Origin of the sequence: Exiguobacterium sp. s35, from assembly GCF_018617535.1 — a bacterium.
GTDB classification, from domain to species: Bacteria; Bacillota; Bacilli; order Exiguobacteriales; family Exiguobacteriaceae; genus Exiguobacterium; species Exiguobacterium aestuarii.
Window position 1 is genome coordinate 2013065 of the sequence record NZ_JACSKI010000001.1, and the last position, 14170, is coordinate 2027234.

Below are 14170 nucleotides of genomic sequence, written 5' to 3' on the forward strand. Positions count from 1 at the left end.
TTCTCTTTCGAGAGCTCCCTTTGTTTATTTTTCCGGTTGTAATACCGTCTGCTGTGTCGGAACATGACCGATTGGTACAGTACGCTCCACGAGAACGTAACGTTTGCCTTCCACTTCGAACTTACGGTCCCCAAGGTAATGAGCGGCCTTTCCATCTTCATATAACTTCGTCAAAATGGCAGGCACATATTCTTCTAACTTGGTATAGTGCTCATCGAGGGTCATGACGATATTTCCCCCTTTATATCCGAGCCAATAACTATAAAAGAACCAACCTAATGAAAGTACCCCGAGAATTCCTAATCCGATTGTGAACCATTCCATTTGCTCATTCCCCCAATGTTTTGATGACAATCTGACGTTTTGGAGCGAATCCGAGATCTTCGTAAAAAGAGCCGGCTTCACTGTTGATCATCCAATAATCCAACTCGATCGACTTGAACTGGTGGTCAAGCGCCCATTGCTCCATCCACTCCATCACACGTCGCCCGTACCCTTTCCGCTGATACATCGTGTCGATACTGATCCGTCCGAACGGCTTGACGGAAGGCAGTCGCTTCTCTCACCTTCTCCTCGAACCATATGTAGCCGATTGGGGTTGCTCCTATTTCCATCACTACGAAATGATGACCCGGTCTCCCCATCAGCGTCAAAAAGGCCTCATACATCTTCTCTTCCTCATACTCCGCAAAGTAATTTGCATTCATGCGTACGTGATGCTCATGAATGGAACGATTCAATCGAGCGATGAGTCGGGCATCTGTCGTCGAGATAAACACGCCGTCCATTATCCGTTAAATCCTGTGTGGTTCCGATCTTCGAGCACACCGTGTGGTTTTTCAGTCCCTTGCAAAGTATGCTCTTTCGAAGAGGAAGTCCCTTTCCCTTCTAGGCGACGTTGAAGCGGACGAGCCAAAAAGTAACCTATCAGAAGTGAAATCGGTAATACAAGAAAGAACGAACCGAATAGCGTCAACATATACCCTTTATCTGTATCTCCGGCGATTATCCGGAGAACAAAGAATAATCCGACAAAAACGAGTGCAGCCAAGGAATATTCCACGCATTTTCCAAGAAACCGTTTCATATGAGATTCCCCCTTCAAGGTTTTGATGTATTCTACGACGGTTCCCCTAAAAAGGTTTCACATCTCCATGACTTTCTTTATACCACTTCGTCGCCAGTCGTTCCGTCTCGATGATCCAATCATGTTTTCCTTGAATGTAACCTTCCATATCTTCCGGGTGCTGCGCTGCGAGTTGCAGCTTCAATTCGCCATACGCGTCACGAACGTCAGGATAGGTGCGTAAGTAATCTCGGAAAGCGAGGTGCCTCACGATGTCTGGGTTTCCTTCTTCGAATACATGCACGTGAACCGTCCGCTCTTCCTCCCCTTTCCGGAAATAACGACGCTTCGGAATCCCGTATTCACCAAGCCCTCGATAACCGAGTGCTTCCATTCGTTCCGTGTACGCATCGACTCGCTCGATGTTTCGTACGACTGGCATCATGTCGATGATCGGTTTCGCCGCGAGTCCCTCGACCGACGTGCTCCCGATGTGATGAATCGCGATGAGCTCTCCTTCAAATAATCGACTCAATTTTCCGGCCTCGTCTTCAAATCGACGTTGCCATTTCGGGTTGTATGCAACCACTTCGACTTTCCTCATGATTCGTCCCTCCTTACTGAAATCCATACGCTTTATGTTTATCATACCCTTTTCCTCTTTCGACATGATGGATTCCACGTCAAAAGGTTTGTCCGTAAACAAAATGGGAAACCTTATATTAATGACTTGAGAACTGGAGAGTGAATCAATATGTTGACTGCAGAACAAATCGAAACGTTTAAGAAACGTCTATTGAAAGAGAAAGCCAAAACAGAAGGTTATATGGATAGCCGAGAAGAGACGTACGATGAAGGCGAACTCTCTCATTACGATAATCACCCGGCCGACTCAGGGGAGGAACTCTTTTTACGGGAACGTGACCAAGCGCTCAATGAGCTCGATGAAGAGTTCTTAAGCGATGTCGATAAGGCGTTACTCGCCATCCAGAACGGGACGTATGGCAAATGTGAAGTGTGCGGGAAAGACATTGAACTCGACCGACTTGAAATCATCCCGGAAGCCACGCTATGCATCGAACACGCTCGCGCACAGGAAGAAGAAGAGCACGAGCATGAACTCGATCGCCCGGTCGAAGAAGACGTCTTGAACCCGAATGAGACTTCCCGTCGTAAGGAACTAGACGGAACGGATGAACCCGGTCAAAAAACAGATGCCTTCTCGCAAGTCGAAGATTACGGAAGTTCGGATACGATTGCCGATAGTGAAGGCAACCATGACCCGACACGCGAACATTGAACTACCCCCACTTACGCTCCGCTCAGAGGTGGAGGATTCCTGAGTTATCCTCTCTAACGGGCGATTCATCTCCCATTTTCACGCAAGCCCTGTCCTTAACGTATAGAAGTGGGAACATTCTCGCCTAATTTTGATAAAAAAATGCCCTGACCTCGTTTGAGAGGCTCAGGGCATCTGTCTGCTTAAAACGTTGCTTTCACTGGAGAAGCACCACCGAGGCGTTCTGCCACTTTCATCGGATTGACGGCATTTCCGGCTGAACTGGCCGAGAAACGATAGTCCCCTTTATGAATTTCAAAGTGTAAGTGTGGACCCGACGAGTTACCTGTGTTTCCGATTTGACCAATCGTTTCACCTTGGCGTACCGTCTGTCCCTTTTTCACATCAACCTTGTGCATATGGGCATAGACCGTCGTCCATTTTTGACCATCCACGTTGTGCTCGATTTGAACATGGTTCCCATAAGGCCCGCTTGAGCTGACTTTTGTGACTTTTCCAGCTTCCGCGGCGTAAATCGGTGTGCCTGTTTTAGCAGCGATGTCCAGACCGTTGTGGAATGTGTATCCGAACTGTCCGCTAGCCGAACCGAACCCTTGTGAGAGGCGTCCTTCTGCAGGCATCAAGAATCGATCAGGAGCCATCGCTTCATATTGCTTCTTCAAATCACTTAACTGATTTGTTTGCTTCTTATATTGTTTCGACTGTTCGTCATATGACGTCTTCACGTCTTGACGGGTCGCTTCAATCTTTTGTTGCTCTTCTTTTAGTTGTTTCAACGTCTCATTCGCTTGTTCTTTCTTTTCAACGAGTGCCTGATGTGCTTCCTCGGCTTCAGCGGCCTCTGCTTTTGCACTCGGTAGAACAGAAGACACGACTTTCGCAAAGAGTGACTGCTCTGTCGGAACGAGTTCCGCTTCGACTGCTTCTAATTCTTCAGAAGTACCTTCAATCTTGTCACGCAATACTTCTGCGTTGCGATTGACTTCATCCAATTTTGACTGGATTTTTTGAATGGCTTGTTTCGTTTCTTTCACTTGTTTCGTGGTTTGTTGCACAGATTTCTCTGTTTGAACGAGGTCTTGCGGGGTCATTTCGTTAGCGGATGCGGTTTGTCCTTGGAACAAGAGCACACCAACACCAGCTGTCATGATCAGTTGTTTCCACATATATATATAAAACCCTCCAAATTGATACATTCATAAACTTCAAAAAAGCTACATGTGCGAATATACCACTGGGGGTTAAACATTTCAATATATGAAGTTTTTCATTTTCATGTCATTTATGACAGCATGATGTGATATTTTCAAGCGTCACTTCACAAGGATTTCACTTGCGTTTCTTCGTATAATATCCGATAAGGACGATTCCGATGACTGACAGGATGGTCAGCCCAAGTCCACCTGCCAGCATTAGATTCACCGTTCCGGGCGCAAGATTCGTCGTCAGCGCGATGATGGTCGCAGTATTCCCTAACATCAATCCGATGATACAAACGAGTAACAATCGCTTTATCACTTGTCTTTCACCATCTCAAATTGAGAAATGTCATCTTGTACAAATCCTAATCGGCGTGCTGCGTCAATCCATTCAGGACGGTCCGACGTCAGTGTGAGGTGAAGCGGAGATCGACTCGCAGCCGCCCGCAATAACCATTCTGCATCTTCAGCGTGACCAAAAACATCGAGCAATACATGATCGCGGTATAACAAAAATCCTTCTTGTTGATCTTCTGTCACTTTCACAAGTTCCGACTCCTGTTGGGTGACGCGTACGTCTCGTTGCCAAATCGGAACATGCTGAGCTGTCGGATATAGTTGGTCGAACAGCGTTTGAATCGGTTCAGAAGTCATGTGGGCATTCGTTTCAAGTGATAGCGCTTGAAAGTAATAAATTTCACGGGTCGTCTTGTATCCGAGTCGCTGATAGAGAGACAATGCCGCATTGTTCCCTTGAATCACTTCGAGCAAACGAGTACCTTTTGCGTCCTCATCAAATCGTTGCATCAATTCGGTCGCAACTCCTAATTTTCGAACGTGCGGCGCTACAGCAAGTCCACCACAACGCGTCACCCATTCTGAATCAAGGTATGCAATCCCACTCAATACAACGCCAACCGGCTCTTCCCCGTCATAGGCGACAATCGAACGGGACGGCTGATTTTGATCTCGCACGAGAAAGACGTCTTCAAACGTCTGCTCATCGAATTGGAATGGAATGATATAATCAGAAAATCCCGTCATAAACGCGCGATATAAATCGTGTAGCGGTGGATTTTGACGATATGTAAGTTGTGTAGCCATATAATTCCCCTTTTCTAAAAAAAATGAATAACACCCGAAGGAGACTTTTCATGAACATCACGCTCGAATATCGAAACGATGCGCATCGACCGATTCTCGATACGTTCACTTTGCCGACAGACCAAGAAAAATACACGACCCTTCCAAAAGACATGGACGACCCGCTCCCAAAAGGTGTTTATCCGATTGTCGTCGTCGAGTCGAAACCGGTCGGGATGTTTTTACTACATGACAATGAACGCGTCGCTTCCTACACGACCGAATCACATGCGCTGCTCTTCTCAGCTTTCGCCATCAATTACGAAGATCAAGGCAACGGCTATGCAAAAGCGGCACTCCAAGAACTTCCGAAGTTCGTGCGTCAACAATTCCCCCATATTCGGGAAGTCGTTTTGTCCGTCAACCTGAAAAACGACGCTGCTTTTACACTGTATGCGACAAACGGATGGGTCGATACCGGACGTCGAATCGGTGGACCGATTGGCGAGCAGCGGATTCTTTCCTTATCGATTTAAGGTATCGATTCGTGCCAAACTCTCAAACACGTGTTGCCAGTACGTCAGACGATGCGGCACTAAATCGGCTTGCGTAATTTGAACATGATGATTCGTCATGAGGGAGCTCCCTTCAATCGTACGCAATCGTCCTTCCGTGAGCGCCCTCAGTTCACTTCGTTGAACAGCGACGACATCCATCACTTCTTGGTCATCAAAATGGAGCGGCTCGTCTTGATAAGCGTAGCTATACGTATGTGCATACTCGCGATCGAGGAATCCGTTCAGTTCAATCACGTCTTCAAAGATTCCAAGAGAGGTAAGCTGTTCGAACGTCAACGACAGTCCGAGCTCTTCTTCGATTTCACGAACGCCATCTACGACCTTCTCGTCTGTTGCGAGATGTCCCGCCGCGGTAATGTCATATTTCCCGGGAAAATCTTGTTTCTCCGTGCTTCTTCGCTGTAGATAGACAAATCGGTCTTTCCAGAACCAGCAGTGGAACGTCTCATGCCAATCCCCGTCTAAATGAACCTGCCGCCGCTCTTTCTCACCTATTTTTTGATGATTCGCGTCAAAAATCGTGAGGTATTCCTTCATGTCGATACTCCATCTTCTAAAAATCGAATCGTTCCATTCGTCGCATCCAACTCGACCTGAATCCCAATCGGGAAGACATGTGACGGGAACGTATGACCAATGTCGACATTCGTCAAAATCGGAATGTCCGTATCCCCGATGACTTCAAGTAACAAATCGTTGAACGAGAACGGGGCAGATTGATCTTGGAAGTGTTCGTGCTTTCCGATGACTAATCCCGAAATCTCATCAAACACACCAGCTAACTTCAACATGCTGAGCGAACGTTCTTCCTCAGCCATCGTTTTGAACGAGTCCTCTAAGAAAAGAATCGCCCCCTTCAAATCAGGATAATAGTCCGATTTGAAAAAGCCTGACATCGTGTTCAAATTCCCACCAATCAACGTCCCTTGTGCCTTACCATCCTTTAACGAGATCCATCCTTCATTCGGTTGGAACGTCTTGACGCGTTGTTGCGTCGACCAATCGAGCATCTCTTCGGTGCATTCTTCCGGCACGTCTAAATCGAAAGGGGCCGTCCGTTCGAGGCTGAGTATATCTCGCATATATTGCGCTCCTTTGTCGAACATGCCGCCATATTCACCGAATGATGGGACTATGGCAGGCCCGTAAAAGGTGACGACTCCCGTTTTTGCGTAGCACGCCATCAAAATCGCTGTGACATCACTATAGCCCATGATGATTTTAGGATGATTCTGCAATTGCTCGTAATCGATATACGGGAGCAACGAATTGGAATTCGTTCCACCAATCGTACTAATGATCGCTTTCACTTCCGGATCATGTAAAAATGCGTTCAGTTCGTCCGCGCGATTCCGAATGGACGATGAGCGATATCCTTCTGATTCATATGTACAGATGCCCTCTTTCACCTTGAACCCCATGCGCTTGAGTTGCTCGACTCCACGTTGATAGCGCTCCGTGAACTGAACGGGTGCCGGAAAAGAAGGCGTAATAATCCCAATCGTATCTCCGTACCTTAATCGTGGCGGTGCAATCATCATTTCCACTCCATTTCCTGTAACATTCTTATGTCCGCATTATACCGTAGGAGTGGCGAATCAGGCTTTAGAATAAATCAGGGTCTTCCGATAACGTTCTTACTTTTCGAACTTTTGTCGGTCGTCCCGTCCATCCGAGCGCCATAAAGAAAAAGGCACCTAGAAGTAAGCCGAATAACACGGTCAATCCTACTTGAACCCCGATAAATCCATACTGTTCTCCCAGCTTTACAAGTAAGAGTGGCGCGAACAGACAAGTCATACTCAGTGAAAAAAGCCCGCCCCACACTCGCCGCTTCGCATTGCCAATTGTAAACCAACCAAATGTGACCCATACACAAGCAACCAATCCTAACGCCGCAACCATCATCCACATTCGCCTGCACCTCGCCTTGTCGTTTTTCTTTCTATTCCCCATTTTTCTTGAGATTCCTACTATTTTTTCAAGTAATGAGAGAATTTCCGGGTAAAGGTAAATTAGACATAATGCGAAGCAGGACAATGAAGGAGTGGGTTGCACATGAGTTCACGGTTGACCTTTGCCCTAATCTTTCTCTGCCTTTTTTTAATCGTTGTTTATTGGATGGGTACGTGGAATGACAATGTCGTCGAAGGACAGATTGAACGAGTTGATATCCCCCAGCTATTGATTGAATCCACCGAATCATCAGAAGAAGTCACGTTGCGCGTCATCTTAATCAACGACCAAACGGAGGTGACGGGCGTCGTCAATAGCGTACAAGGATTGCAGAGCGGTCAGTTTGTCATCATCGAGGTCATCCCGACAGAGTCCAATTTAAACATCGCACGTACAATCGAAGTCACATCACCATGATTTTTTGAAATGAAGCGTAACTTTTCCAGAACTGTGGAATATGAGAAGGAGTCATAAAAAGGAGTGATCAGATTGATTTCAAATAAACTACTATCTGGAAAAGTAGCGCTTGTGACCGGAGCGGCGTCCGGTATCGGACGTGCCGCTGTCATCCGATTCATTCAAGCGGGGGCAAAAGTCGCCATTCTCGACTTGAATGAAGAAGATGCGATGCGTCTTGCCAGTCTCGTCGGAGAGGAACGGGCCATCGGCATCAGCGCCGATGTTTCGGATGAAACCGCGATGAAAGAAGCATATGAACGGACGGTTGAGCGATTCGGACAAATCGACATCGTCTTTGCGAACGCCGGGCGAAACGGGACCATCACACCGATTGAACATCTATCTGTAGAAGATTGGAACGGCGTTGTCGAGACGAACTTGACAGGTACCTTTTTGACGGTCAAACACGCGATTCCTCATTTGAAAGAGAATGGTGGAAGTATCATCATCACCTCTTCCATTAACGGCAATCGCTACTTCAAAAATTTCGGTTTCAGTGGCTATGCGACAACGAAGGCAGGACAAACAGGCTTTGCGAAAATGGCAGCTGCGGAGCTCGCCCAATTCGGAATTCGCGTGAATTCGATTTGCCCAGGGGCCATCGATACGAATATCGACGATTCGACCAATCGAGATGATGCGCTGCTTGAAGAGGTCGTCATCCCGATCGAGTATCCGCTCGGAAATCAACCGCTTGCCGGAAAATCCGGGTCTGCGAAACAAGTTGCCGATGTCGTTTTATTCTTTGCGAGCAACATGTCGAGTCACGTCACCGGTTCTGAGGTGTACGTCGACGGTGCAGAATCTCTCCTTTAATTCAAAAAAACAGGTCACCTCACATGAGGTGGCCTGATTATTTAAGGATTGGACTTTTCATGACTGCCTTTTGATAAAATGGCTGAAATCCAAGTCGTTCCATATTTCGTCCCGAGGCGGAGTCGACCTTCGTCGTCACCGTCAAGACGTCACATCCAATCGCTTTCGCTTCGGCGATTCGTTCCAAAATCAGTTGTGTCTGGTAACCTTTTTGACGGTAAGACGGTACGGTGCTCGTTAGAAACAGCTCTCCAATCCCGTCTTGCGTCGCTAGAATCCCTCCCGCTACGACAGCATCTTCTTCCCGGACGAGATAGGCATGATTACTTGGTAGTGCATAAAATCCCTTTGCCGTATCGACCGTTTCTTGAAGGATCGTACCTGACTCAGCAAAGCCAGCCGCAATCGCGTACGCCCACTCATCGAGCGTATCCTCTCGTACTTTCTCAACTTGATTCGAAACATGGGTTCCTTCATGTTTCCTTAAATCGAGAATCCACACATCTAAGAAATGATCGAGTGTATAATTACGTTCCTGCAGTAAGCGAAGTAAGGAGTCATCTGCGAGTGGACAAACTTCGATATGTAGACGGGATACATTTTTCCCCCGCACCCATTTTTCCATCTGATGCAAATCATAGAAACTTGTCGGTCGATTAAGTCCGAACCCGACTGCAAAGCTCATGTTTCCCATTTTGAACACATGCCCTTTACCTTCTACGTGCAGTTCCGCACCTTCATAGGGAGGGGTTTGTTTACGATGTCGAATGTAAGCAGACGTCCCCTCCGCTTTGATGCCTTCGATGCGTCGTGCTAATTCTAAACGGTTCACGCTGTTCCCTCCCTTATTTCTTCCATGTTGAGTGTAGCATATCACGTTCGAATCAAGTGACCGAATCGGATTAATCGCTCTTTGACAGTTGGCACGAGTTCAACAGAATCGAGCACGGTATCCCAATCAACGAATCTCACATCGACAACTTCATCCGCCTGTAAGGAGAGTTGTTCCACATCAATCGGTTGCTCGCATCCGTATACATACAAATCTAAGAAGTACGTCCCTCGCTTGACGGTCGTCACGAAACGCAACTGTGCAGGGTCGACGTGTAGTCCTAATTCTTCTTTTAGTTCAGGGACCGCTCCTTGACGACTCGACTCTCCTGCCAAAATCGAGCCGCCTGTCCCTTCCCAAAGAAGTGGATACGTCTTGTCCGAATGCCGCTGAGAAAGGAGTAGCTTTCCATCTTTGTCGAAGGTAAACACCTCGATGACCGTATGGAACGTATTCGGTTCCAATTCGTCACTTCGAAAATGCGTTCGTCCAAGCGGTTGCCTATGTGCGTCAAATAAATCCCACGCTTCCCGACTCATGGACGTATCTCGTCAATCGTGAACGAGGACGATCCTTGAATCTCCTCGATGAAATGTGACCCAAATAACATGGCCGGGGTGAAACTTCCTGCAAGCATCCGACCGGAGCCGAGCAAGCGGTTAACGACGGCGAGTGCACCGTATACAGTAAAGGCGTATGTGCTCGCCGTTTGAATACGGACGACTACTTTTCGTCCTTCTTCATTTGTCGCCTCGCCCCATACATACGTCGATGATTGTTCACGTTCGGCTTCAGTTGGTCCCGATACGTTTTCGTCGACATAACGAAGCAGTCGCTGCTGCACTGGATCCTTTCCAAGAACGGGACTGAACCAAGACAAAGCGCGCGCAGCGTAGGCGGCTGTTGTCGGTACGGGCACCCATGTCGTAATATTCGGGATATCCGTCGTATAGTAGGCGGTCGAAACGTCTCCCCACGGAATCGCGATCGCGGTACGGCTTCCACGACCAAAATCAATCGTCCGCCGCTTCGCCCCGATTGGAAATGGTGACAATTTCCCGTTCACACGCTCCATACTACTCGACCCGAGCCCACGAATGGCGGTCTTCATCGTTCCTGGCGAGATTCCAGCTGCAGCCGAGAATCCGAGGGCGAGTGATGTCGCATCCGGCATCAATTCTTTTAATTTCCGCGCGACACAGTCAGTCGGGATGACATCAAATCCAACGCCAGAACATAGAATGACACCACGCGCCTTCGCTTGAGCCGCCCGTTGTTTGGAATGGACATATTCGAACACATCGATTTCCCCGGTAATATCCAAGTAATGCGTACCCGTTTCCAGACATGCCTCAATCATCACTTGACTCGTATCCGTGAACGGACCCGCACAGTGAAGTACTAAGTCCACATCGCGAAGCGCTTTGATTGCCGCCTCACGACTTAATGCGAAAATCGATGTCTCGCAGTCGAGCTCGTCTCCGAGTCGATGAATCTCACGCCCAGTGCGACCCGCAAGAATCGGACGCAATCCGTCATTGACAGCCTGACGGGCAATCAGTTCCCCTGTATATCCGTTCGCCCCGTAAATCATCCATCTCATTTTTACCCCTCCTTATGTAAGTTTGTTCTTGTTCGTTTCCCTAAATCGAGTTGAATCGAACGAAAAAATCTTGAACGACCCCAATCAGATACACGCTCCCCATCACGACAAGCAAACACCCGATTGGGATGAAAAGACTTTTGATGGCAGCTCGTTTCGTCACGTCCATCCGATTTATCAATCGACGATCGATCAGGAAGAACAAGACGGCTGCGAGAAGACTCAGCCATGACAAGACGAGCCCAAATAAAATATGTAAAGCGAACGAAGTGAACAACTGTATGCGTTCTGAACTGAATCGCTTTGCGACCCAATCGCTAAACCATGATGTCACGACACCATATGTCAAAATGATAGGGAAACTATATGCCATGTAAATCGTACACAATAAAAGAAATCCCGATACGCTCTCTAAAAATGAAGTTTCCATAAGGGTTTGTTGCGAAAATTCAAAAATGCTTAATAGAAGCGCATAGATGGGTACGGTCCAGGAAGCCGCGATGATTTTTCGTGTCACCATCGAATCCCTCCTTTCTTTCCATTCTTCTCCACTTTAGCGCAATCAACTTGAAAACGCACAAAAACCAGCCTGAATTCAGGCTGGCTTCGCGATTTGTTAATTGTTTGCAACTTCTCCGGCTTTTGTACGAACTGACTGCATCGCTTCTGTCCACGGAAGGAGTTGGTCGAGCATGTCGTTGACCGATTGTGCCTGCACATCTTTCGGTGCAAAATGCGTTCCGTTCTCGAAGTCCGTGAAGAGTGAGAGTGCAGGATGGACACGTACGTGAGCGATTGACAATTCACTCAAAATGCCACGTAAATGCTCTGTTGCACGTGCTCCACCGACAGAACCGTATGAGACGATTCCAGCTGCTTTATTCGTCCACTCAAGACGTAAGTAGTCGAGTGCGTTTTTAAGTGATGCTGAGATGGAATGGTTATATTCTTGGACGATGAAGATGAATCCGTCCATTTGCGCAATTTTCTCCGACCAGGCCGCTGCACCTGATGCGTCTTGACCAGCTTCACCGAGAAGCGGCAAGTTGTAGTCTGCGATATCGATGACTTCATAGTTGGCATCGCCACGTTTGTCGGCGAGCTCCTTCACCCATTCTCCGACTTGCGGGCTAACGCGACCTTCACGAGTTGATCCGAGTACGATTCCGATGTTTAACATAGTAGTTCCTCCTTGGTTATGTTGTGATGCATCTGATTTTCCAAACAAACGATTCAAGAAACTCATTTCATGCCCTCATATTCTTTCTCAAATGTTTTCGTGCTTCTGACCGTATCGATTGGTCGTACCATCGCCTCGATTTGCGAACGTTTCGCTTCGAGGAACGGCGGGAGTGACAATTTCTCACCGACCGTCTCATACGGCTCATCTCCCATGAATCCAGGTCCGTCCGTCGCCCATTCGAACAAAATTTGCGGCGCGACACGTGCATAAGACGATTCAAAGAAGAAGCGGTCGACATAGCCAGAAGTCGGTAAACCGAACTGTTGGAGACGTGCTGTCCATTCATCGAGGACGCTGCGGTCTTCGACACGGAATGCGACATGGTGCACGGTACCGAACCCTTGACGCGCTTGTGGAGATGTCTCGTCATGAATGACGATCACTTGCGCTCCGTTTCCACCTTCACCTCCTTCAAAGAGATAAACATCACCCTCTCTCCCAATCTCTTTAAATAGCATCACTTGCTCCATCACTTGTTTGAAATACGTGATATCTGCAATCCGAATAAAGATTGGACCGAGTCCTGTGATGGCGTACTCAAGCGGGATTGGACCGTTCTTCCACGGCTCGCCCGACGCGATGCCTTCATTGAACTCATCCGAGATGAGTTGATACGCCTGTTCGTCGAAATCGATGAACGAGAGCGTCTTCTTCCCGAACTGTTCCTGAATCCCTTCGTGCTTGACACCGAGACGGTCGAAGCGACGGACCCAATACGTCAACGCTTCATCGGTCGGCACGCGGAACGACGTCTTCGCAATTTCATTTGTTCCGTGCTTTCCTTTCGGGATGCCCGGGAAATCGAAGAAGGTCATGTCCGTCCCTGCATTCCCTTTATCGTCTGCAAAAAATAAGTGGTACGTTTGAATGTCGTCCTGGTTGACCGTTTTCTTCACCAGGCGCATGCCCAAAACATGGGTGAAGAAGTCATAGTTTTTTTCGGCGCTACTCGTAATCGCCGTGACGTGGTGAATGCCTTTAACGTGATTCATCATTCTCTCTCCTTTTATATCTTGATTTCAAGATACATGGTTAAATTTTTTTGCGGCTTCTGCCCGCTTCCCAATTTGTTTCAATTGTTCAATCGTCTCTGTCAAAGATAATCCTTCAAACAATGCATTCATATGCTCCGTATGCTTCGGAAAAATATCTTGCATCAGGTGTTCTCCGTCATTCGTTAACGCGGCATATGTGATGCGGCGATCGCTCGGACAAGCCTTGCGGACGAGATACCCTTTCTCTTCTAACCGGTCCACGACGTACGTCATGCTCCCGCTCGAGAGAAGGATTTTCTTTCCGATGACTTGAATCGGTTGATCCCCTTTATGATATAAAAACTCGAGTACCGCAAACTCGGTCGCGTTTAATCCGTAAGACGCCACTTCCTGTTTCACCAGGTCTTGAAGCGACTGAGAGGCGCGCAACAGTACGGTAATCGTTTTTAATGCATCAGATGGTTCCATCTGTCTCCCTCCTTTGTCCAAGAGAGTCATTAACTTAAATTCAAATATCTTTAATTCGAGATAAATATATCATGTGATGATTTTGCCGTCAATTGATTTGATTCAAAAAAATAAGACGGGATTCCCCCCGCCTTATTCTCCTCGAAGAATCACTGCCATCTCACGACCGAATCGATGTCCTTCATCAACGAATCCTAAGCTTTCGTATAAGTGATGGGCCGCCTCGTTCTCCGGATGATACCCGACAACGATTGATTTCCCCTCTCCGATTTCTTCAAGCATCAGCTCTGTCGCGTGTCGGCCGATTCCTTTACCTTGATGAGCGTGGTCGATCATGATTCGGTAAATCCACCATGCATCCAACTCTTCCGGCTCCGTATTGTACATGAGGAAGCCCACCATCGTCTCTTCCTCATAAATCGCGCGTGGGCGTAACGTCGGTTCGTACATCGCTTGAAGTAACGAAATCGCATTCGGCTCCATGTATGTTTGCTGTTGTTCACTCAGTACCAAGTGACAGCATGTGTACCAATTTTGTGCATCAATCGGTCGTAATGAAATCATGTCATTCT

The 14170-nt window shown here is 47.6% G+C and carries 23 protein-coding genes; 4 read left to right on the plus strand and 19 right to left on the minus strand.

The window, feature by feature from the left end; all coding sequences use genetic code 11:
- Positions 1-24: 24 nt before the first annotated feature.
- Genes KNO75_RS10220 through KNO75_RS10240 form a run of 5 tightly spaced genes read right to left on the minus strand, consistent with a single transcriptional unit; the run spans position 25 to position 1670 of the window.
- A complete protein-coding gene (locus tag KNO75_RS10220; protein WP_214792459.1) occupies positions 25-324 on the minus strand; it encodes a hypothetical protein in 300 nt (99 codons plus the stop codon).
- 4 nt (positions 325-328) lie between these two features.
- On the minus strand, positions 329-469 hold the full coding sequence (locus tag KNO75_RS10225; protein WP_353047560.1) for an N-acetyltransferase: 141 nt from the start codon (positions 467-469) through the stop codon (positions 329-331).
- Positions 450-788 carry a hypothetical protein gene (locus KNO75_RS10230; protein ID WP_214821577.1) on the minus strand — a complete coding sequence of 113 codons (339 nt, stop codon included), beginning with the start codon at positions 786-788 and terminating at the stop codon, positions 450-452. Before KNO75_RS10230 ends, KNO75_RS10225 begins: the two co-directional genes overlap by 20 nt.
- The gene (locus KNO75_RS10235) at positions 788-1087 is read right to left on the minus strand and encodes a hypothetical protein (protein WP_214785901.1); all 300 of its coding nucleotides are present in this window, start codon (positions 1085-1087) and stop codon (positions 788-790) included. The genes KNO75_RS10230 and KNO75_RS10235 overlap by 1 nt, the downstream gene beginning before the upstream one ends.
- 46 nt (positions 1088-1133) lie before the next feature.
- A complete protein-coding gene (locus KNO75_RS10240) occupies positions 1134-1670 on the minus strand; it encodes a GrpB family protein (RefSeq protein ID WP_214821579.1) in 537 nt (178 codons plus the stop codon).
- 150 nt (positions 1671-1820) lie between these two features.
- Between KNO75_RS10240 and KNO75_RS10245 the strand changes: the two genes are divergently transcribed.
- Complete coding sequence (locus tag KNO75_RS10245; RefSeq protein ID WP_214792447.1) at positions 1821-2366, plus strand: TraR/DksA C4-type zinc finger protein; 546 nt, start codon at positions 1821-1823, stop codon at positions 2364-2366.
- Between the two features lie 182 nt (positions 2367-2548).
- Here the strand turns inward: KNO75_RS10245 and KNO75_RS10250 are convergent, their stop codons facing one another.
- From KNO75_RS10250 to KNO75_RS10260, 3 genes are all read right to left on the minus strand, one after another.
- Positions 2549-3532, minus strand: coding sequence for a M23 family metallopeptidase (locus tag KNO75_RS10250; RefSeq protein ID WP_214821581.1), 984 nt, complete (start codon positions 3530-3532; stop codon positions 2549-2551).
- A 163-nt stretch (positions 3533-3695) separates the two neighbouring features.
- Entirely contained in the window at positions 3696-3884 is a 189-nt protein-coding gene (locus KNO75_RS10255) for a hypothetical protein (protein WP_214792441.1), read from the minus strand.
- Entirely contained in the window at positions 3881-4669 is a 789-nt protein-coding gene (locus tag KNO75_RS10260; RefSeq protein WP_214821583.1) for a GNAT family N-acetyltransferase, read from the minus strand. The genes KNO75_RS10255 and KNO75_RS10260 overlap by 4 nt, the downstream gene beginning before the upstream one ends.
- A 50-nt stretch (positions 4670-4719) precedes the next feature.
- Here KNO75_RS10260 and KNO75_RS10265 point away from each other — a divergent pair, with 50 nt between their 5' ends.
- Complete coding sequence (locus tag KNO75_RS10265; RefSeq protein WP_214785888.1) at positions 4720-5184, plus strand: GNAT family N-acetyltransferase; 465 nt, start codon at positions 4720-4722, stop codon at positions 5182-5184.
- Here KNO75_RS10265 and KNO75_RS10270 read toward each other — a convergent pair.
- The 3 genes from KNO75_RS10270 to KNO75_RS10280 all read right to left on the minus strand — a co-directional run bounded on the left by KNO75_RS10270 (position 5173) and on the right by KNO75_RS10280 (position 7140).
- A complete protein-coding gene (locus KNO75_RS10270) occupies positions 5173-5763 on the minus strand; it encodes an NUDIX hydrolase (RefSeq protein ID WP_214821585.1) in 591 nt (196 codons plus the stop codon). The genes KNO75_RS10265 and KNO75_RS10270 overlap by 12 nt on opposite strands.
- Complete coding sequence (locus KNO75_RS10275; protein ID WP_214821587.1) at positions 5760-6764, minus strand: S66 family peptidase; 1005 nt, start codon at positions 6762-6764, stop codon at positions 5760-5762. Before KNO75_RS10275 ends, KNO75_RS10270 begins: the two co-directional genes overlap by 4 nt.
- A gap of 67 nt (positions 6765-6831) precedes the next feature.
- A complete protein-coding gene (locus KNO75_RS10280; protein WP_214785882.1) occupies positions 6832-7140 on the minus strand; it encodes a hypothetical protein in 309 nt (102 codons plus the stop codon).
- Between the two features lie 144 nt (positions 7141-7284).
- Between KNO75_RS10280 and KNO75_RS10285 the strand changes: the two genes are divergently transcribed.
- Both KNO75_RS10285 and KNO75_RS10290 read left to right on the plus strand, forming a co-directional pair.
- Positions 7285-7599, plus strand: coding sequence for a hypothetical protein (locus tag KNO75_RS10285; RefSeq protein ID WP_214785880.1), 315 nt, complete (start codon positions 7285-7287; stop codon positions 7597-7599).
- A gap of 72 nt (positions 7600-7671) precedes the next feature.
- A complete protein-coding gene (locus KNO75_RS10290) occupies positions 7672-8457 on the plus strand; it encodes an SDR family oxidoreductase (RefSeq protein ID WP_214821590.1) in 786 nt (261 codons plus the stop codon).
- Positions 8458-8494: 37 nt separating this feature from the next.
- Here KNO75_RS10290 and KNO75_RS10295 read toward each other — a convergent pair whose 3' ends face one another.
- The 8 genes from KNO75_RS10295 to KNO75_RS10330 form a co-directional block, all read right to left on the minus strand.
- Positions 8495-9289, minus strand: a complete 795-nt coding sequence (locus tag KNO75_RS10295; RefSeq protein ID WP_214816174.1) for a GNAT family N-acetyltransferase — start codon at positions 9287-9289, stop codon at positions 8495-8497.
- A 41-nt stretch (positions 9290-9330) separates the two neighbouring features.
- Positions 9331-9828, minus strand: coding sequence for an NUDIX hydrolase (locus tag KNO75_RS10300; RefSeq protein ID WP_214821592.1), 498 nt, complete (start codon positions 9826-9828; stop codon positions 9331-9333).
- Positions 9825-10892 carry a saccharopine dehydrogenase family protein gene (locus tag KNO75_RS10305; RefSeq protein ID WP_214821594.1) on the minus strand — a complete coding sequence of 356 codons (1068 nt, stop codon included), beginning with the start codon at positions 10890-10892 and terminating at the stop codon, positions 9825-9827. Before KNO75_RS10305 ends, KNO75_RS10300 begins: the two co-directional genes overlap by 4 nt.
- Before the next feature lie 40 nt (positions 10893-10932).
- Positions 10933-11412 (minus strand): hypothetical protein, encoded by a 480-nt coding sequence (locus KNO75_RS10310; protein WP_214792416.1) that lies wholly within the window; start codon positions 11410-11412, stop codon positions 10933-10935.
- Positions 11413-11508: 96 nt separating this feature from the next.
- Positions 11509-12138, minus strand: coding sequence for an NADPH-dependent FMN reductase (locus KNO75_RS10315; protein WP_483298004.1), 630 nt, complete (start codon positions 12136-12138; stop codon positions 11509-11511).
- Positions 12135-13127 (minus strand): ring-cleaving dioxygenase, encoded by a 993-nt coding sequence (locus KNO75_RS10320; RefSeq protein WP_214792410.1) that lies wholly within the window; start codon positions 13125-13127, stop codon positions 12135-12137. Before KNO75_RS10320 ends, KNO75_RS10315 begins: the two co-directional genes overlap by 4 nt.
- 27 nt (positions 13128-13154) lie before the next feature.
- Positions 13155-13598, minus strand: coding sequence for a MarR family winged helix-turn-helix transcriptional regulator (locus tag KNO75_RS10325; protein ID WP_214744998.1), 444 nt, complete (start codon positions 13596-13598; stop codon positions 13155-13157).
- A 132-nt stretch (positions 13599-13730) separates the two neighbouring features.
- Entirely contained in the window at positions 13731-14162 is a 432-nt protein-coding gene (locus tag KNO75_RS10330) for a GNAT family N-acetyltransferase (RefSeq protein WP_214821599.1), read from the minus strand.
- Between the last annotated feature and the right edge of the window lie 8 nt (positions 14163-14170).